Here is a 17,793-nt window from a genome sequence, read left to right on the forward strand (position 1 = left end):
TTCGGGTCGTCAGCTTGTCAGCTCTCGATCACATGTTCGATACGGCGGTCCGGAATGAGCCAGACGATGGCGACGAGCGCGTACAGGCCGAGCGACACCGCCGGCGCCACGAACGCCAGGCCGATGGCCAGCGCATAGCCGAGCACGGAGAGCTTGCCCTTGGCGTCCCGGCCGATGGCGGCGGCCAGCTTGAGGTTGGCGCCTTCACCATGCACGGCCAGCAGGGCGCGCGTGAGAATGTAATAGGCCACGGCGGCCATGAAGAGCACCACGCCGTAGAGCGCGGTCGGCCACGCGGTGAGGTGGTTCTCGCCCAGCCAGTGGGTGACGAACGGAATCAACGACAGCCAGAACAGCAAATGCAGGTTGGCCCACAGCACACCGCCCGAGACGCGCTGCACCACATGAAACAGGTGGTGGTGGTTGTTCCAGTAAATGCCGACGTAGATGTAACTCATGATGTACGTCAGAAAGGTCGGCAGTACCGGCAGCAACTCGTCGAGATCGGTGCCGTGCGGCGCTTTCATCTCGAGCACCATGATGGTGATGATGATGGCGATCACGCCATCGCTGAAGGCTTCCAGTCGGCTTTTGCCCATGGTGTCGGTTGGTTGGTGCTGGTCAAAGTGGGAAGCGAAAACGCAGGGCGGCGCGGCGGGCAAAACACTTCGCCACGCGCCGCCGGCATTCAGACGATGGCGACGCGATTGCGGCCGGCTTGCTTGGCTGCGTACATCGCGCGGTCGGCGCGTTGCAGTACTGCACCGAAATCGGCGTCGTCGGGGCCAAGACTCCCCACGCCGATGCTCGCGGTGAAGCGCACGGGGCCGGTGGCGCCCGGCACGCTGGTGTTACTGATGGCAGAAAGCAGACGGTCGGCGGCCTGCACGGCGCGATGCGCATCGGCTTCGGGCAGCAGCACGGCGAATTCTTCCCCCCCGAGCCGTCCCATGACGGTGCCTTTGCGCAGCGTGGCGCGCGCCACCAGCGTCAATTCGACGATGACGCGGTCGCCGATGGCATGGCCCCAGGTGTCGTTGATGGCCTTGAAGTGATCGATGTCGATCATCAGCACGGCGAGCCGGCGGCGCTGGGCGCGGGCGTTGGCAAACGCTTGTTCGGCCTGCATGAGAAACGCACGCCGGTTGAGCGCACCGGTCAGGCCGTCGCGCATGGCCATGTCGCCGAGTACCTGATTGACGCGGCGCAGTTCGAGTTCGTCGACCACCAGCGCCGAGAGATCGGCGAGCAGGCCGCGCATTTCGGCGTCGAGCGTGCGCGGGCGGCGATCGATCACGCAGAGGGTGCCGAGCCGATGACCTTCGGGCGTGCGCAGCGGGGCGCCGGCGTAGAAGCGAATGTGTGGGTCGCCAGTGACGAGCGGGTTATCGGCGAAGCGCCGGTCGGCGTGGGCGTCGGGTACCACGAGCACGTCGTCGCTCAGGATGGCGTGTGCGCAGAACGCCATCGAGCGGGGCGTCTGGGTGGCGTCGATGCCTTGTTTCGCCTTGAACCACTGACGCGACTCGTCGATCAGCGACACGAGCGAGATCGGCGTGCCGAGTACGTACGAGGCGATTCGCACGATGCGATCGAACGCGGGTTCCGGGGAAGAATCGAGGATGTCATAGCGTCGCAGGGCCGCCAGACGTGCCGCCTCGTCGATGGTCGCGCCGCGGTTGGCGGCGAATGATGTGGGCAGCAGGCTATGCAGAGACTCTTGCGTTAGCGGTTGCGGCTGCGGTGAATGCGCTCCGGGTGTGGTCATATCGCGACGGGCAGGCATGGCGTAGCGAGTGGATGACAGCAGCTCCGTCACGGGCAGCATTGACGACGGCGACTGCGCGAAGGGTGTGGCGCCCATTCTGCCGCGCATGTCGTCGCTTGGCAAATGGGACGGCGACAGCAACTCGCCGTGCCAGAGTTCATGGGCGGCACGTGTGTTGTCGCCGGACGCCGGTGTCGGAGCGCTGTGGGTCATGATTTGACTTCGAAGGCTTCACCGGTCTCGAAGAAGTTGCCGCCGGCGATGTAGTGAATACTGCGCGACACGCCGGGCGCGAACTGCCAGTGCCCATCGCGAAACGCACGCGGATCGGCCCAGGCCGCAACGACCTCGCCGAGAAAGAGATCGTAGCGATCCTGATTGTGCGGCTCGGGGATGACGCGGCATTCCAGCCAGGCGACACAACCCCCGATGAGGGGTGCCTGAATGTGACTGCCTTCGAACGCATGAACGCCGGTGCCGTCGGTGAACTTATCGGTGTCGCGGCCGGAGACGCTGCCGACGGCCAATGTTTCGCGGGCGATGATGCGTGCCGGCACGTTCAACGAAAACTCGCCCGAGGCTTCGACCAGTTCGCGGGTCAGCGTATTGCGATCGATGACCACGGCGACTTTGGGCGGCGAGAAGTCGAGCGGCATGTTCCACGCTGCCGCCATGACGTTGCGACGCCCGTCATGGGCGCTGCCGACGAGCACGGTCGGGCCGTGGTTGAGCAGCCGGTAGGCTTTGGGCAATTCGACGGACAGGCGTTCGGTCATTTCGGTCATGGCGGGCACTCGACAAGCTTGGCTTCGGTAGAGCGGGTCATGATAGCGCGGCTCGCGCGGCGGCGACGCTTGCAATAGCGGGTATAGCGGATATCGCGGGAGTCAGATGATGCCCTGCGATGCAATCTGAAAAAACGGCCCGCAGGGTGAGCTGCGGGCCGACAAACGGCACGGTGCGGGGAGCTCGTGCCGGATCAGATGTGAAGCTAGTATGCAATGGCATCGTCCCAGTCCGGTCCCCACGAGGCGTGGCGATATCGCGTCCTATACTGATGCAAAACGCGACACCCGGTCGGCATTGCGACGTTGATGCAACGCGCGTGGCCGATGCGTGCGATGTGCAAGAAGGCCAGCGCGAGTTTCTGAAGTTTCCAGCGTTTTAGAAATGGAAGGAGGGCGTATGAGCGCAAACGTATACGTGGGCACGGCATCGTGGACGGATAAGTCGCTCATCGCGTGCAAGCGGTTTTATCCACCGGGACACGCGTCGGCCGAAGCGCGTCTGCGCTACTACGCGAGCCGCTTTCCGATGGTCGAAGTCGACAGCAGCTACTACGCGATGCCGTCGGGATCCAATGCGCAGCTCTGGGCGGAACGCTCGCCGCCGCCGTTCGTGTTCAACATCAAGGCATTCCGCCTGCTCACGGGCCACCAGACGCCACGCGTCGCCTTCCCCAAAGATTTACAGGGGGCCCTGCCACCCGGTCCGCGCGCGAATGTCTACTACAAGGATGTGCCCGCTGCGCTGCAAGATGAAATCTGGCGGCGCTATCTCGAAGCGCTCGCACCGCTCGCGCAGGTGGACAAACTCGGTCTGGTTCACTTCCAGTTTCCGCCTTGGCTCACCGGCGACAAAGCGAGCCGCACGCACATCGAAATGTGTGCCGAGCGCATGGCAGGCTATGGCGTGGCTGCCGAGTTTCGCCACCACCACTGGTTTGACGACGCGCATCGCGACGCCACACTCGCGTGGCTGCGCGAGCTGGGCTGGGTCAACACCATCGTCGACGAACCGCAGGGCTTTACGAACAGCATCCCGACGGTCTGGGCGAGCACTTCGCCACGCGCCGCTGTCCTGAGGCTGCACGGGCGCAATCACGAAACCTGGAACGTGCGCGACAGCACGGCCGCGTCCGATCGCTTCAACTACGACTATCGCGAAGCGGAACTCGCCGCGCTCATCGACCCGATTCGCGTCATCGCCAAGGAAGTTGCCCGCGTGTACGTGGTGTTCAATAACAACTATGAAGATCAGGGGCAACGCAACGCGCTGGCGCTCATGAATCTGCTTGGCGACGGCGCGATCCTGCCAACCACTGAGCCGACGCAACGCCCACCCGATGACGTGGCTTCACTCTTCTGATCGGTTCGGTCTATCCTCTCTTCCTCTTCGGTATCTCTCACGAAACCGTCAGGTTGCTTCGAGGCTTACCGGTGCTTCGTTTCTCTCTATTCGCTTGGAGCTTTGCGCGTGCCCACGCCGTCTCAAATGCTTTTCCTGCCCGGCGCTTCGGGCAACACCGCTTTCTGGCAACCGGTGGCCGACCAACTCGCTCATCCGGCAACCCGTGTCGTGCTCGGGTATCCCGGCTTTGGCGCTACCCCGGCCGACCCCGTGGTGAACGATATCGATGCGCTGACCCAAACCGTCATCGCTCGTCTCGACCGGCCCACGGCCATCATCGCGCAGTCGATGGGCGGCATACTTGCCATCCGGGCTGCCCTCGCTCGTCCGGAAATGGTCACGCACCTTGTGCTGTCGGTCACCTCGGGTGGCGTCGATATGCATGACCTCGGTGCCAAAGACTGGCGCGACGGGTTTGCCGACGCCAACCCAACGTTGCCCGATTGGTTTCTGACCTACCGCGCCGATCTCTCGCCCGATATCTCGCGAATCACGCAGCCAACGCTACTGCTCTGGGGGAACGCCGACCCGCTCAGCCCGGTTGCCGTCGGTGAGCGTTTGCACACTTTGCTGTCCGACGCACGCCTGCACGTGGTGGACGGCGGGGCGCACGATCTGGCCAACGCCCATGCGGTAGACGTGGTGCCGCTCATCGACGAACATCTCGCACGTGTCTGATGCAACCCGGTCGCGGCGAAGGGTTCGCCGCGATTGTCATGCTGACGGTTTTTGACGCAGTAACATGTTTTGATAGCCGCACCTGTGTTCACCTCTGGAGGCAGACGAACATGACGACCGACCGGCGAATCACGTTTTTTCACGCACCCAACACGCGCTCGACCGGCGTGCTGGTGCTGCTCGACGAATTGCAGGCGGATTACGACCTGCATCTGCTGCGCTTCGCCACCGGCGAACAACGCAGCGCTGATTTTCTCGATATCAACCCGATGGGCAAGGTGCCGGCCATCCGCCACGGCGATGCCGTGGTCACGGAACAGGCGGCGGTGTACATGTACGTCGCGGAGTTGTATCCGGAGAAGGGCCTGTCGCCGCCGCCGGGAGACCCCCGCCGTGGCGCGTACCTGCGATGGATGGTGTTCTACGGTTCTTGTGTCGAACCCGCGGTGACCGACAAGGCGCTGGCCCGCCCGGTGATGGAACACTCACGCTCGCCCTATGGCGATTACGACGAAGTGATGTGGACGATCGAGCGACACCTGACGCAGAACCCCGGTCCTTGGTGGCTGGGCGAGTCGTTTACTGCCGCCGATGCGCTGTGGGGCAACGCGCTGCACTTTCTCACGCAGTTCAAGATGGTGCCGGCCAGCCCCGCCATTGCGGCGTACGTGGAACGCTTTCGCGCGCGCGACTCGGTCAAGCGCGGACACGCGCACGACGCCGAACTGGCCAAGAGCCTCGCGGCGAGTGGCACGTGACGCCACCCGCTGCGTGAGCTTTCGTCAGTCGGGCAGCACGTCGATTTGCGGTTCGCAGTCGATGGGGAAGTTGACGGAATTGGCGACGTAGCACTTGGCGTGGGCTTCGTGGTGCAGCTCGGCCGCAAGCTTGGCGTCGCTGCCCGCGCGTAAGGTCACGTGCGGGCGCAGCAGGATTCGCGTGAAGCGGCCTTCTTGCGGCGTATCGATCATCGTGCCGAGGGCATCGTCACGATATTGCTCGACCCGGATGCCCGCGTCGGAACACAGGTGCAAGTACCAGAGTTTGTGACAGGTACTCGCGGAGGCCACCAGCAATTCCTCGGGGTTCCAGCGCGTGGCGTCGCCCCGGAAGGCCGGATCGGCAGAGCCCGGAATCTCGGGCTTGCCGTCGGCTTCGATCACATGATTGCGACCGTACTCGCGGTAGCCCGAGGTGCCGGTGCCCTGATTGCCGATCCACTCGATGCGAACGCGGTACTGGTGTTCTCCTGATGCCATGACGTGTCTCTCTGCGAAGGGTCAAGAAGTCGAAAAATCGAAAAACCAAAATGGGGGCGACGTGCAACGCGCCATTTTTGCAGGCGCGCGCGATCACCGCTAGCCATTTTCGGCCATCAAATTCTTGTGCTTCTCCCGCCGCATCACACCATGCCGTTTAGGCAATCGGTTCGGTCGTCAGCGCACGCGTGAGGCCGTGCATCGGCCGGCGCATGGCGACGTCGAACGGGTTGGTCTGCGGGCCGATGAGTTCGGCCTGACGCCGCAGCAGTTCCACCACCATCGGCAAACGGTCTTGTGAGAGCCGCGCCGCCAGTGTGCCGATACTCAGCGCGGCCACGGCATGTCCGGTGCGGTCGAAGATCGGCACGGCGACGCCCGCCATGCCTTCGAGCACGCCACTGTTGCTGCCCGCATAACCCAACTGCCGCACGCGCTCGATCTCGGTGCGCAGATAGACCTCGTCAAGCACACCGTACCCCCGCAGACGCGGCACGTTGAAGCGGATGATCTCTTCGCGCTCGGCTTCGGGCAGAAAGGCGAGGATCGCCAGACTGCCTTGACCAACCCCCAGCGCCACCCGTCCGCCAATGTCGCCGGTGAACGACCGGATCGGGAACGGGCCTTCGCACATGTCGAGACACACGGCATCGAAGCTGCTGCGTACCAGCAGAAAGATCGTGTCGCCAAGGCTGGCGCACAGGCGCAGCAGCGATGGGCGGCAAAGCGTGCGCATGCCGCTCGGGTTGCCGGCCTGTGCCGCCATGGCGAAGAAGTCGACACTCAGCCGATACAGCTTGGAGGTTTCGTCCTGCTCGACGACTTGCTCGGCAATCAGGGCGTGCAAGATGCGGTGGACGGTGGCCTGACTGAGCCCGACCGCCTTGGCAATGTGCGTGACGCGCTCGCCTTCGGGTTTGGCGATGCCGAGTGCGCGGATGACGGCGAAGGTGCGTTGCAGAATCCCCGCGCCGGCGGCGTCGGTGGCTGCGGGGGCATTGGCCTCGCGGGGTGAATCGGAAGTGCGCATTAGGGTCTCGAATTATTCCGTCAAACGAAATACTATCGCAATCGACTGCGGCTTGAAAACTGGCGCAATACGTCGAGAACCGCGAAAACAGTGAATTATCATCATAAGTTAGGGATTATCCCGAGACGCTGACGCGAAACGAATGCGCAAAGCATTGGTGTATATATTCCGTCAAACGAAATAATCATAAAATTTATCTCGTTTCGTGGAATCGTTATCTTGCGACAAGGAATTTGGCTCGCTACTGTTCGATGCAATTGCATCAACTGCGGTGCTCACGCGCCCGAAGGTAGTGACCATGTCTTTTCTGACTCTGACGGATGTCTCCAAAACGTTCGGCGAATTGAATGCCGTCTCGAACGTCAATCTCTCGGTGGAGAAGGGCGAGTTCGTCTCGCTGCTCGGCCCTTCGGGCTGTGGCAAGACCACCACGCTCCAGATGATCGCGGGCTTTGTGGAAGCCACGACCGGGCGCATTACGCTCGACGGGCGCGACATCACGAACATGCGCCCCAACAAGCGCGGTCTGGGCATCGTGTTCCAGAGCTACGCGCTGTTTCCGCACATGACGGTGGCGGACAACGTCGGCTTCGGTCTCGAGATGCGCGGCGTCGACAAGACCGAACGTCAGGACCGGATTCGCGAAGCGCTCGCCCTCGTGCGCCTCGATGCACTGGGCCATCGTTTCCCGCGCGAGCTGTCGGGCGGCCAGCGCCAGCGTGTGGCGATTGCACGCGCCGTGGTCATCGCGCCGCCGGTGCTGCTGCTCGATGAGCCGATGTCGAACCTCGACGCCAAGCTGCGCGAGGACATGCAGTTCGAACTCCGCTCGATCCAGCGCAAGATCGGCACGACTACGATCATGGTCACGCACGATCAGTCGGAAGCACTGTCGATCAGCGACCGCGTGGTCGTGATGGAAGCGGGCCGCATCACGCAGGTCGATACGCCGTACCGCGCCTACGAGCGCCCGGAAAACCAGTTCGTCTCGCAGTTCATCGGCAAGGCGAACATGCTGGCGGGCCGTGTGTCGGCACGCGACGGCGACCATCTGCATGTGGAGCTCGACGGCCAGCTCAGTGGTCAACTCACGCAGCGCGCGCCGCTCGCCGACCTCTCGCCGCGTGAGCGCAGTGTCGCCGTGGGCGACGCCATGACGTTGTGCCTGCGCCCGGAGAAGGTGCGTCTGTGTGCGCCGAACGCGGGCCGTGTGTCGGCGACGGTGACAAGCCGGTTCTTCCTCGGCAGCCAGTGGCTGTACCGCGTGGACAGCGCGCTGGGCGAAGTGCTGGTGTGTTGTCAGAACGAAGGCGGCGAGCCGCTGGCAGAAGGCGCGCCGGTCGGCCTCGACTGGCATGCGGACGCGGTGCGCTTCATCGCGCCGGCAGCATCGGCAGCGTCGATCACTGCGGGAGGTCCGGCTCATGGCTGAGGCGCTGCAAGTGACGCGGGCGGCACCGGCACCCAAGGCGCGCGCGCCGTGGCATGCCTATCTGCCGCTGTGGGTGATGAGCGCGCCGGCCATGCTGTTGTTCACGGCCTTGGTGCTCATTCCGTTGTTGATGACGCTTGCCCTCACGTTCTATCAGTTCGATCCGGCCAGCGGCCCGATTGCGGCGTTCCAGTTCGATAACTACGCCGAAGTCCTGTTCGACTCGTACTTCCACACGATCTTTCTGCGCACGTTCGGCATCTCGCTGACGGTCACGGCGGTGTGTGCCGTCGTGGGCACCTTCGAAGCCTATGTGCTCTCGCGCATGGGTGACCCGTGGCGCTCGATTTTCCTGCTGGTGATTCTCTCGCCGCTGCTGGTCTCGATCGTGGTGCGCGCGTTCGGCTGGAGCATGCTGCTCAGCTCCGGCGGCCTGATCAATCAGGCGTTCGCGTTCGTGGGCATGGGTCCGTACAAGATGGAGTACACGAACTTCGCCATCGTCGTGGCGCTGGTGCACGTGATGTTGCCGTTCATGGTGATTCCGGTGTGGACGTCGCTGCAACGCCTCGACCCGCAGACGGAAAACGCTGCGCTGTCGCTGATGGCCTCGCCCGCCACGACGCTGCGCCGCATCGTGCTGCCGCAACTGGTGCCGGGCATTCTGTCGGGCAGCCTGATGGTGTTCGGGTTGTCGGCCAGCGCGTTTGCGATTCCGAGCCTGTTGGGTGGACGGCGTCTGAAAGTGGCGGCAACGGCCGTGTACGACCAGTTTCTCAGTTCGCTCAACTGGCCGCTGGGCGCCACCATCGCCGTGCTGCTGCTCGTGGCAAACCTGATCGTGATGCTGACCTACTACCGCGTGCTCGAGCGCCGTTATGCGCGCAGCATGGGTTGAGCGCAGCGACCGCAGAACCGAACTCTACTGCCACCATCATGCGTAAAAACAGTCCTCTGGCGCTCGCGTTCCACACGCTCGTCATTCTCTTCGTGCTCGCGCCGCTGATCATCGTGACGCTGGTTGCCTTCACGCCGGAAGAAACGCTCTCGCTGCCCACGCACGGCTTCTCGCTGCGCTGGTTCCGCGCGATTCTCGACTATCCGGACTTCATTGCCTCGTTCTTCACGAGTCTGAAGCTCGCGTTCCTCTCGGCCACGCTGTCGCTGCTGATCTCGCTGCCGGCGGCGCTGGCCATCGGCCGGGCACGGTTTCCGGGGCGTAACTTCCTCAATGGTCTGCTGCTCTCGCCGCTGGTCATTCCGGGGCTGGTGCTCGGCATCGCACTGCTGCGTTTCTTCGCCATGCTCGGCGTGACGGGGTCGTTCGCCGCGCTGACGTTTGCTCACATGATCGTGATCACGCCGTTCATCATGCGGCTCGTGCTCGCATCGATCAGCGGGCTCGATCGCAGCGTGGAACATGCCGCCGCGTCGCTGGGCGCCGGGTCGTGGACGACGTTTCGCCGCGTCACCATGCCGATGATCCTGCCGGGCATCACGGGTGGCTGGCTGCTGGCGTTCATCAACAGCTTCGATGAACTGACGATGTCGGTGTTCATCACGTCGCCGCAGACCATCACGTTGCCGGTGCGCATGTACATGTACGCGACCGAGTCGATCGACCCGATGATGGCATCGGTGTCGGCACTCGTGATCGTCATCACGCTGGGCGCGATGTTGTTGCTCGACCGCGTCTACGGCCTGAACCGCATTCTGATCGGTCAGCACTGAGCGAGCGCTCACAGAGATTTCTCATGTCCCGCCTCATGCAAGATCTGCAACATTCCCCGCAACTGGCGCGTCTGGCCGAGACCTCGCGCGCGCCGGTGACGTTTTATCTCGACGGTGCCCCCGTGCAAGCGCTCACGGGCGACACGGTGCTCACGGCCATCCTCATGCATCAGCGCCACGTGCGCATCAGCGAATTCAGTGGTGCGCCGCGCGCAGGCTTCTGCCTGATCGGTGCCTGTCAGGATTGCTGGGTGCGCTGCGAGGCGGATTCGGCGGATGTCACTGACGCGGCTGATGCCGCGCGTGGTCACGCCGCACAACAACTGACGCGCCTGCGCGCGTGCTCGACGCTCGTGCGTCCGGGCATGCGCATCGTGACGAATGCCGCGATCGCGCCGTTTGCAAACGACGCCGATTCCGCCGATTCCGCCGAGGCTGCGCCCGGAGGTCAGGCATGAGCGCCCGTCCCGAGGTCGTGATCGTCGGCGCCGGCCCGGCCGGTATTCGCGCGGCGCAGACACTCGTCGCGGCAGGCATTCGCCCGATCGTGCTCGATGAAAATGCCCGCTGGGGCGGCCAGATCTACCGTCAGCCGCCGGCCGACGCAGGCTTTGCCCGAAGTAAGCAGACGCTCTACGGTTTCGAGGCGGCGAAGGCGGATGCCGTACACACCACCATGGCGGCACTGCTGCCGCAGATCGACTACCGCCCCGACACGCTCGTCTGGGCGTGCGATCCGGCAGACCCCTCCGCGGATGCAGTGAATGCATCGCAAGGCGCGAGCCGTGGGCAACGTCTTCACACGATGCATGCGGGACGCGAGATCGCGGTGCCGTTCACGCATCTGCTCATCGCCAGCGGCGCGACCGATCGCATCTTGCCCGTCCCCGGCTGGACGCTGCCGGGTGTGTACACACTGGGCGGCGCGCAAGTGGCGCTCAAGGCCCAAGGCTGTGCCATCGGCGAGCGCGTGGTCTTCGCGGGCACCGGGCCGTTGCTGTACCTCGTCGCGTATCAATACGTGAAAGCGGGCGCTAACGTCGTTGCCGTGCTCGACACCAGCGAATTCGCCGCGCAGGTGAAGGCGACGCCGCGTCTGCTCAACCAGCCCGGCACGTTGGCAAAGGGCCTTTATTACGTTGGCTGGCTGCGTGCGCGGGGCGTTCGCATCGAACATGGCGTGACACTGAACGGTATCGATGGAACCGCCGGCGTGCGGGCCGTTCGCTGGCAGCGCGACGGACGTGAGCACACACTGGGGTGCAGCGCACTCGGTCTGGGATTCGGGCTGCGTCCCGAGACGCAACTGGCCGACCTCGCCGGCTGCCGCTTTATCTTTGACGATCTGAATCAGTGCTGGCTGCCGGCGCGTGACGCGGCGGGCCGTAGTTCGCAAGCGGGCATCTATCTGGCGGGGGATGGCGCGGGTATCGCCGGTGCCGATGCTGCCGAGATGGCTGGCCGTCGCGTGGCACTCGCGATGCTCGAAGACCTCGGCATCGCTGCACCGTCACTCCCCGGTGCCCTGGACGCGCTCACGCTTGAGCGACGCCTCGCGAGCATCCGGCGTTTTCGCGTCGGCATCGAGCAAGCGTTTGCGTTGCCCGCTGACCCGTCGGCCCAATGGCCCGACGACATGCTGGTGTGCCGTTGTGAAGAGATCGACGCGCGCACGTTGCGCGAATGCGTGCGCCACGACGGTGTCACCGAAATCAACCGGCTGAAGGCGTTGACCCGCGTGGGCATGGGCCGTTGTCAGGGCCGCATGTGTGGCGAGGCGGCCTGCCATCTGTTGGCTGAAGCGACGGGGCAGACGCTCTCGCAGGTCGGACGCCTGCGTGCCCAAGCCCCCATCAAACCGATTCCGATTGCCCCGATGCTTTTTGACGAAAACGTCGCCGCCATTCCCGAGGAGGCGCGCGATGAGTGAGCCCTTGCATTACGACGTCGTGGTGGCTGGTGGTGGCCTCGTCGGCGCATCGGCGGCCCGTGCGCTGGCCGAACGCGGCCTGCGCGTGGCGCTGTTCGAGCGACGTTACTGCGGCGCGCAAGCGAGCGGCGTGAACTACGGCGGCGTGCGCTGTCAGGGCCGCCCGGAAGAACAATTGCCGCTGGCCATGCGCGCTCGCCGCCTGTGGGACCGCTTGCCCGAACTGGTCGGCATCGATGGCGAGTTCGTGCGTTCGGGCCACCTGCGGCTGGCGCGTCGCGAGGCCGATCTTGAACCGCTCGACGCGTGGTCGGCGATGGCCCGCACGCATGGTCTGGAAACGGAAGTGTTTCGTGGCGCGGCGTTTCGGCAACGTTTTCCGTGGTTAGGCGACGGTGCGGTCGGCGGCTCGTTGTGCCTGAGCGACGGCCATGCCAACCCGCGTCTCGTGTCGCCTGCCTTCGCGCGCGCAGCACGGGCACTCGGTGCCGACGTGCGCGAACGCACACCGATTACCGCCATCGCTCACGACGGCGCGCGCTTTCAGTTGACGGCGCAACCGGCCGAGGGCGACACGCTGCGCGTGAGCGCCGACTGGTTGCTCAACACGTCCGGCGCGTGGGCCAATCACATTGCCGGCACGTTTGGCGAGCGGGTGCCGATGCACCCCATCTATCCGAACATGTGGGTAACCGAACCGCTGCCGAAGTGCATCGGCCACAACCTCGGCGTGTATGGCGGCGGTGTGTACGCGCGTCAGGTCGAGCGCGGCAACTGCGTGATCGGCGGTGGACGCGGCACCGGCAACGGCGAGTACGCCCAGCCGTCCGCCGACACCACGCGCGCGGTGATGCGCGAAGCCTGTGCACTGGTACCCGCCTTGCGCAACGCGCTGCTCATCCGTACGTGGAGCGGGGTGGAGGGCGAGACGCCGGACAACAACCCGATCATCGGCGCGAGCCGCACGACACCGCGCCTGCTGCATGCGTTCGGCTTCTCGGGCGGCGGCTTCCTGCTGGCCCCGGGCGTGGGCGAAGTGCTGGCCGATCTCGTGACGCAAGGCGAGACCGTCACGCCGATCGACGCCTTCGGGATCGACCGTTTCACTCAGGTGGCGTCGAATGCCGCGCTCGCCTGACGCATCACGCAGTCGCTCGCTATTTCATAAGTTACGCAATCACTCAACGTCAAAAAACGTCACTCACACGTTCCTTACCTCTCGAAACGCAAGGAGAACCACGATGAAGCTATCCAAGAAGGTCGTCATGTGCGCTGCGGCGCTGGCACTGGGCACGAGCAGCGCAGCCTGGTCGCAGGCCAAAACGCTCTACATCGGCATGAACGGCGGCCCGATGGAAAAGGCCTATACGAGCCAGGTCTTTCCGGAGTTCGAGAAGGCCAACAACGTGAAGGTCGTGGTGGTGCCGGGCACGTCGTCGGACGTGCTGGCCAAGCTGCTCGCCAACCGTAACAGCCCGCAGATGCACGTCGTGTTTCTCGACGACGGCGTGATGGCGCGCGCCATCAGCATGGGTGTGTGCCAGAAGCTCGACGACTCGCCCGTGCTCAAGGAGCTGTACCCGTTCGCACGTGTGAAAGACGACATGGGCGCAGGCGTGCAACTGGGCATGACCGGCATCGGCTACAACACCAAGATCTTCAAGGAAAAGGGCTGGGCGGCACCGACCTCGTGGACCGACTTTGCCGATCCGAAGTTCAAGGGCAAGGTAGTGTTCCAGTCGGCATCGAGCAGCACGTTCGGCCTGCATGGCTTCCTGGCGCTCAACCGCATCTGGGGCGGCAGCGAGACCAACGTCGAGCCGGGCTTCACGAAGTGGGCGACGACCGTCGGCCCGAACGTGGTCGAGTACATCCCGAATTCGGCCAAGCTCTCGGAAATGATCCAGACGGGTGAGGCTGCCATCTTCCCGCTCACGCCGACGGCCGTCAGCGATCTTCAGGACAAGAACATCCCGGTGGCCTACGTGGCACCGAAGGAAGGCGCGGTGCAACTGCTGGTCGACCTGTGCGTGGTGAAGAACAGCCCGGACAACGCTCTGGCGCAGAAGCTCGCCCAGTACCTGCTGTCGGCACGCGGTCAAACGCTGGCCGCTGCGGCGGGCGCCTACATCCCGACCAATCCGCAGGCCACCGTGCCGGCATCGATGCAAAAGCGTCTGGGCAAGATCGACGATCTGGTCAAGGACATCAAGACCGTGGACTGGGACGCGATCAACCAACGCCGTGCCCAGTGGGATCAGCGCTGGAACCGTCAGGTCGAGCGCTAAGATTGCGCGCTACGACCGGGCGCAGCGTCGGATCGGGACGGCATGACAACATGGCCGCCTGATCCAGCGGCTGGCAAGCGCCTCTGATGTAACGACAAACGCCGGGCACCTCTGGGGGGCTGCCCGGCGTTTTGTTGTTGGCCTGTCGTTCGCTTGCGCCGGAGAGGATTACATCGCGTCCGATTTTTCGGCGAGACTGGCAAACGCGGCCACCAGCGCGGCATGATCGGCCGGCATGACGAACGCGCGCAGGGCCTGCGCCGGGGTGTCGAGCATCAGATAGCCCAGACTCCAGGTCGGGAAAGCGCCCGGCGTACGGGGTGTGCCATCGAGCAGCACGTGAATGTCGTCGTGATGTTGCGAGGCTTCGATGCGCTGGCGCGCGTCGGCGAGCGGCTCGCTCGGACCTTCAATGTATTGATAGAACGTCACGCCGTCGTAGAGCAGTACCCCGGTGATGCCATAGGTCGCGTTGAAGCCTCGCGAATTGACGATGATCTTCGAGAGCATGAGCGGATCCAGGTCGGGCAAGGCACGGCTCAGGTACGCATAGCACTCGGTCATGGGAGGGGTCCGGAAGGCGGCAATGAAATACGATGATGGATCGGGGTGACGCGCATTAGAATACCTCATCTCCTCGCGAGGAAAGGACGGGCATGTCGACACCTCCAGGCCCTCACCGTCTTCAGATCTGGGCAGGCAAACGCCTGCGGCGGGTGGTCGACAAGTTCGACCGCCGGCCGGTCATGATCGGCATCGTCGGCACGGTCATCGCGCTGGCTATCCTGATCGGCGTGGCCATCTCGCTCGAGAACAACCGCGAGGGGCGGATCGAGTCCACGCTGGACCGCGCCCAGAGCGCGGCGACCGTGGTCGCGACCAGTCTGGGTGGCAACATCGCCGTCTACGACACCTTGCTCAAAGACATGGTGCGCGACGCGGAGAACCCCGCCACGCCGCTCTTTACCGACCGGGTGCGCGACCGCGTGCGATTCGGCCAGATGCTGAGCCGCGATTTTCTCGACGACGCTTACGTGGTCGACAAGACGGGCCAGATCGCGGCACCTCTGCACCCGGATTCCGACCGGCTGGTCGATGTTTCCGATCGCGACTATTTCCGCTCGCATCTGGGCAACCCCTCGCTCGGGCTGTATATCTCGCAGCCGTATGCGTCACGCGTGCATGGCGGCCTGTTGTCGGTCGCGCTCACGCGCCGTGTGAACGCACCCGATCATTCGTTTGCGGGGGTGGCGGTCATCGCCCTGCGGCTCGATCACTTCCAGAATCTGGTGACGGAGGTCGAATCGATCGATATCAAGACCATTCAGATCGTGGAAGACAAGGGCACCGTGCTGGCGTGTGCGCCCTGTGGCGACGTACGCCCGGGGACTGTCGTGAGGTTGCCCGGCAATGCCACACGTGACGGCGATCTGCTCACAGCGTTGTCGTTTCCCGCAGGCGCCCGCGCCCATGACTACCGGTCGGTGCGAGTGCCGGGGGCGTCGTTGTACGTGGTGATCACGCCGTTGACCACGGGCACGATGCGCGAATGGCGCTGGAACGTGGCGACCTTCGGCTCGATTGCGCTGGCCTGCGCGGCCACCCTGATTGCGGGGTCGTGGCTGCTGGTCGCTGCGATTCGTATGCGCACCACGGCCATGACGCGGCTCGCGAGTCTGTCGGTGACCGACGGTCTTACGGGGCTGAGCAACCGCCGTGCTCTCGACAGCAAGCTCGCGCTGGAATGGCGGCGGGCGCAACGCTCGGGCACGTCGCTGTCTGTGCTGTTCATCGACGTCGATTACTTCAAGCACTTCAACGACGAGTACGGCCACGCCGTGGGTGACGACGTGTTGCGCGCGGTGGCGCACAACATCGCCGGGCACATGCGCCGCGACGCCGATATGGCCGCGCGCTTCGGTGGCGAAGAATTCGCCGTGGTCATGCCCGATACCCCGGCAGCGGGGGCAGCGAAGATGGCCGAGCAGATCCGGCACGCCATTGAGCGCTTGCAAATTGCGCATACGGGCAGCGCAATGGGCACGGTGACGGTGAGTGTGGGGGCGGCGACCGGGCTGGCCGCCGAAAGCGAGAGTGGCGAGGCAATTTTGCGTGCGGCCGACGAGCAACTCTATCTGGCCAAACAGGCGGGCCGCAACTGCACGCGCAGCACGATACTCAAAGCCTGATCACGACGCGATTGAGCCGCAACTAGGCCACGCTCAGTCTGCGCTCAGGCTGGGATCACGGACTGAGCATGGCGGCGAGACGCAGCAATTCCCCCTGACGATGACACCCGGTCTTGCGCAGAATCGCCGATAACTGGGTGCGCAGCGTGCTCGTGCCTAGTTGCAGCACGTCGCTGCATTCGCCGATCGTGAGACCTGCCACGAGATGATGAAACAGGCGCGCCTCGGCCCGTGTGAGCGCGAAGTGTTCGCGCAGCGCGGCCTCGGTCGGCACGTTGAAGATGCTGCGCCGTTCTACCCGAATGCCGACTGCCGAGCGCAGCCCGTGATTCATTTGGTTGCCGAGCGGGCGCAACGTCAGCCGGAACGCGTGGCCCCATGAGTCGGGGACCACGAGCGAGGCGGCCACCCCGGTAGTACTCACTTCGGCGAGCGTCGCTGCCAGCCGTGCCTGCCAGTCGGACTGCCGGTGTGTGAGGCGCCGTTGTTTGAGCACGAGTTGGCAGTCGGGGCTGCCGAGCAGGACGTCGAGACCTGCGGCGGCGTCGAGGGTCCAGCCGTCGGGCGAGGCAATGAGGAAGCCCTCACGCGTGGGATCGAGCATCTGGCCGAGCGCATCGAGGCTCATGCGGGTGGACGCACGTCGCGCGGCGAACGCTGCGGCGAGCAGGCGTTCGTATTCGGCGATGCGGGCGGCGTGGGCGAAGTTCGGTTCGACCACATGCATGCGCTGGATGCTCAGGGCGGTGAGCACGTCGTTGTCGTTGCAAATGACGACGCCGACCAGTTGCTGAAGCTGGTACGGGCGCATGAATTCGTTCCAGAACACGCGGTCGTTCGGCGATTCGTGCTTGAGCGCGATGGACGAGTCGTACCAAGTGCCTGCGGGGGCGTCCCAGAAGCGGCGGGTCGAGTCGTCGTACTGGTAGTAATGCTGCGCGTATTCCTGAATCAGGCTGTCTTCGTGCCCCGCCTGCTCAATGAAACGCACCGAGCGGCTTTGTTTGTCGTGGCACAGGAACGTGGCCGCTTCCGCACCGAGAAAGTCGCGTGCGGTCTGTACAACGTCGAGCCAGTCTGCCTGACCGGCACCGACCGCCTGAACGGCGTCCGACGCCCGTTGAAAACTGATGTCGTCCGACATGGGATCCCCCGTCATCACCTGCTATCCCGTGGACCTGAGGCCCGTTTTTTGCGCAGTGTAGCAGAAGAAACTACCGGAAATGACAGGGTTGGGGATACCCCTCGGGGGCACAGTTGAACGGTGACGCAACTGTGATTTGTGCGGGCGACAAATG

General features: G+C 64.3%; 17 protein-coding genes and 1 pseudogene. 11 read left to right on the plus strand and 7 right to left on the minus strand.

Going from position 1 to position 17,793, the window contains the following annotated elements:
• Positions 1 to 17: 17 nt before the first annotated feature.
• The 3 genes from CDV44_RS05935 to CDV44_RS05950 form a co-directional block, all read right to left on the minus strand.
• The gene (locus CDV44_RS05935) at positions 18 to 599 is read right to left on the minus strand and encodes a TMEM175 family protein (protein ID WP_058378185.1); all 582 of its coding nucleotides are present in this window, start codon (positions 597 to 599) and stop codon (positions 18 to 20) included.
• Between the two features lie 89 nt (positions 600 to 688).
• Positions 689 to 1,981 (minus strand): sensor domain-containing diguanylate cyclase, encoded by a 1,293-nt coding sequence (locus tag CDV44_RS05940; protein ID WP_212677076.1) that lies wholly within the window; start codon positions 1,979 to 1,981, stop codon positions 689 to 691.
• Entirely contained in the window at positions 1,978 to 2,544 is a 567-nt protein-coding gene (locus tag CDV44_RS05950) for a flavin reductase family protein (protein ID WP_087687270.1), read from the minus strand. The genes CDV44_RS05940 and CDV44_RS05950 overlap by 4 nt, the downstream gene beginning before the upstream one ends.
• A gap of 409 nt (positions 2,545 to 2,953) precedes the next feature.
• Between CDV44_RS05950 and CDV44_RS05955 the strand changes: the two genes are divergently transcribed.
• The 3 genes from CDV44_RS05955 (at position 2,954) to CDV44_RS05965 (ending at position 5,394) form a co-directional block, all read left to right on the plus strand.
• Complete coding sequence (locus tag CDV44_RS05955) at positions 2,954 to 3,916, plus strand: DUF72 domain-containing protein (RefSeq protein WP_170935857.1); 963 nt, start codon at positions 2,954 to 2,956, stop codon at positions 3,914 to 3,916.
• Positions 3,917 to 4,024: 108 nt separating this feature from the next.
• The gene (locus CDV44_RS05960) at positions 4,025 to 4,636 is read left to right on the plus strand and encodes an alpha/beta fold hydrolase (protein WP_087687055.1); all 612 of its coding nucleotides are present in this window, start codon (positions 4,025 to 4,027) and stop codon (positions 4,634 to 4,636) included.
• Positions 4,637 to 4,746: 110 nt separating this feature from the next.
• Positions 4,747 to 5,394, plus strand: coding sequence for a glutathione S-transferase family protein (locus tag CDV44_RS05965; protein WP_058378189.1), 648 nt, complete (start codon positions 4,747 to 4,749; stop codon positions 5,392 to 5,394).
• A 24-nt stretch (positions 5,395 to 5,418) separates the two neighbouring features.
• On the opposite strand, the gene CDV44_RS05970 is transcribed toward CDV44_RS05965, so the two are convergent.
• Positions 5,419 to 5,895 carry an OsmC family protein gene (locus tag CDV44_RS05970; RefSeq protein ID WP_087687056.1) on the minus strand — a complete coding sequence of 159 codons (477 nt, stop codon included), beginning with the start codon at positions 5,893 to 5,895 and terminating at the stop codon, positions 5,419 to 5,421.
• Positions 5,896 to 6,052: 157 nt separating this feature from the next.
• Positions 6,053 to 6,925 (minus strand): IclR family transcriptional regulator, encoded by an 873-nt coding sequence (locus CDV44_RS05975; RefSeq protein ID WP_087687057.1) that lies wholly within the window; start codon positions 6,923 to 6,925, stop codon positions 6,053 to 6,055.
• Between the two features lie 298 nt (positions 6,926 to 7,223).
• On the opposite strand from CDV44_RS05975, the gene CDV44_RS05980 reads away from it, so the two are divergent.
• The 7 genes from CDV44_RS05980 (at position 7,224) to CDV44_RS06010 (ending at position 14,306) form a co-directional block, all read left to right on the plus strand.
• Positions 7,224 to 8,357 (plus strand): ABC transporter ATP-binding protein, encoded by a 1,134-nt coding sequence (locus tag CDV44_RS05980; RefSeq protein ID WP_087687272.1) that lies wholly within the window; start codon positions 7,224 to 7,226, stop codon positions 8,355 to 8,357.
• Positions 8,350 to 9,255: an ABC transporter permease gene (locus tag CDV44_RS05985; RefSeq protein WP_087687058.1), complete on the plus strand. Its 906-nt coding sequence runs from the start codon at positions 8,350 to 8,352 to the stop codon at positions 9,253 to 9,255. Before CDV44_RS05980 ends, CDV44_RS05985 begins: the two co-directional genes overlap by 8 nt.
• A 38-nt stretch (positions 9,256 to 9,293) precedes the next feature.
• A complete protein-coding gene (locus CDV44_RS05990) occupies positions 9,294 to 10,088 on the plus strand; it encodes an ABC transporter permease (RefSeq protein WP_058378193.1) in 795 nt (264 codons plus the stop codon).
• A 23-nt stretch (positions 10,089 to 10,111) separates the two neighbouring features.
• Complete coding sequence (locus CDV44_RS05995; RefSeq protein WP_087687059.1) at positions 10,112 to 10,546, plus strand: (2Fe-2S)-binding protein; 435 nt, start codon at positions 10,112 to 10,114, stop codon at positions 10,544 to 10,546.
• On the plus strand, positions 10,543 to 12,018 hold the full coding sequence (locus tag CDV44_RS06000; RefSeq protein WP_087687060.1) for an NAD(P)/FAD-dependent oxidoreductase: 1,476 nt from the start codon (positions 10,543 to 10,545) through the stop codon (positions 12,016 to 12,018). Before CDV44_RS05995 ends, CDV44_RS06000 begins: the two co-directional genes overlap by 4 nt.
• A complete protein-coding gene (locus CDV44_RS06005) occupies positions 12,011 to 13,156 on the plus strand; it encodes an FAD-binding oxidoreductase (protein ID WP_087687061.1) in 1,146 nt (381 codons plus the stop codon). Before CDV44_RS06000 ends, CDV44_RS06005 begins: the two co-directional genes overlap by 8 nt.
• 103 nt (positions 13,157 to 13,259) lie before the next feature.
• Positions 13,260 to 14,306 carry an ABC transporter substrate-binding protein gene (locus CDV44_RS06010; RefSeq protein ID WP_058378197.1) on the plus strand — a complete coding sequence of 349 codons (1,047 nt, stop codon included), beginning with the start codon at positions 13,260 to 13,262 and terminating at the stop codon, positions 14,304 to 14,306.
• Positions 14,307 to 14,474: 168 nt separating this feature from the next.
• On the opposite strand, the pseudogene CDV44_RS06015 reads toward CDV44_RS06010, so the two are convergent.
• Positions 14,475 to 14,933, minus strand: a pseudogene (locus CDV44_RS06015) (BLUF domain-containing protein); the annotation flags it as partial.
• 29 nt (positions 14,934 to 14,962) lie between these two features.
• On the opposite strand from CDV44_RS06015, the gene CDV44_RS06020 reads away from it, so the two are divergent.
• The gene (locus tag CDV44_RS06020) at positions 14,963 to 16,495 is read left to right on the plus strand and encodes a diguanylate cyclase (RefSeq protein ID WP_087687063.1); all 1,533 of its coding nucleotides are present in this window, start codon (positions 14,963 to 14,965) and stop codon (positions 16,493 to 16,495) included.
• Between the two features lie 55 nt (positions 16,496 to 16,550).
• Here the strand turns inward: CDV44_RS06020 and CDV44_RS06025 are convergent, their stop codons facing one another.
• Positions 16,551 to 17,639 carry a hypothetical protein gene (locus CDV44_RS06025; protein ID WP_141118680.1) on the minus strand — a complete coding sequence of 363 codons (1,089 nt, stop codon included), beginning with the start codon at positions 17,637 to 17,639 and terminating at the stop codon, positions 16,551 to 16,553.
• Positions 17,640 to 17,793 lie beyond the last annotated feature (154 nt).

The sequence above is a fragment of the Pandoraea sp. PE-S2R-1 genome (genome assembly GCF_002179865.1).
Taxonomy (GTDB): Bacteria; Pseudomonadota; Gammaproteobacteria; order Burkholderiales; family Burkholderiaceae; genus Pandoraea.

Bases quoted from the DNA above. Each gene is read 5' to 3' on its own strand.
- CDV44_RS05990 (WP_058378193.1), top strand. From the start codon at position 9,294: ATGCGTAAAAACAGTCCTCTGGCGCTCGCGTTCCACACGCTCGTCATT.
- CDV44_RS06005 (WP_087687061.1), top strand. From the start codon at position 12,011: ATGAGTGAGCCCTTGCATTACGACGTCGTGGTGGCTGGTGGTGGCCTC.
- CDV44_RS05995 (WP_087687059.1), top strand. From the start codon at position 10,112: ATGTCCCGCCTCATGCAAGATCTGCAACATTCCCCGCAACTGGCGCGT.
- CDV44_RS05975 (WP_087687057.1), bottom strand. From the start codon at position 6,925: ATGCGCACTTCCGATTCACCCCGCGAGGCCAATGCCCCCGCAGCCACC.
- CDV44_RS06010 (WP_058378197.1), top strand. From the start codon at position 13,260: ATGAAGCTATCCAAGAAGGTCGTCATGTGCGCTGCGGCGCTGGCACTG.
- CDV44_RS05950 (WP_087687270.1), bottom strand. From the start codon at position 2,544: ATGACCGAACGCCTGTCCGTCGAATTGCCCAAAGCCTACCGGCTGCTC.
- CDV44_RS06020 (WP_087687063.1), top strand. From the start codon at position 14,963: ATGTCGACACCTCCAGGCCCTCACCGTCTTCAGATCTGGGCAGGCAAA.
- CDV44_RS05935 (WP_058378185.1), bottom strand. From the start codon at position 599: ATGGGCAAAAGCCGACTGGAAGCCTTCAGCGATGGCGTGATCGCCATC.
- CDV44_RS05940 (WP_212677076.1), bottom strand. From the start codon at position 1,981: ATGACCCACAGCGCTCCGACACCGGCGTCCGGCGACAACACACGTGCC.
- CDV44_RS05985 (WP_087687058.1), top strand. From the start codon at position 8,350: ATGGCTGAGGCGCTGCAAGTGACGCGGGCGGCACCGGCACCCAAGGCG.
- CDV44_RS05980 (WP_087687272.1), top strand. From the start codon at position 7,224: ATGTCTTTTCTGACTCTGACGGATGTCTCCAAAACGTTCGGCGAATTG.
- CDV44_RS06025 (WP_141118680.1), bottom strand. From the start codon at position 17,639: ATGTCGGACGACATCAGTTTTCAACGGGCGTCGGACGCCGTTCAGGCG.
- CDV44_RS06000 (WP_087687060.1), top strand. From the start codon at position 10,543: ATGAGCGCCCGTCCCGAGGTCGTGATCGTCGGCGCCGGCCCGGCCGGT.
- CDV44_RS05955 (WP_170935857.1), top strand. From the start codon at position 2,954: ATGAGCGCAAACGTATACGTGGGCACGGCATCGTGGACGGATAAGTCG.
- CDV44_RS05970 (WP_087687056.1), bottom strand. From the start codon at position 5,895: ATGGCATCAGGAGAACACCAGTACCGCGTTCGCATCGAGTGGATCGGC.
- CDV44_RS05965 (WP_058378189.1), top strand. From the start codon at position 4,747: ATGACGACCGACCGGCGAATCACGTTTTTTCACGCACCCAACACGCGC.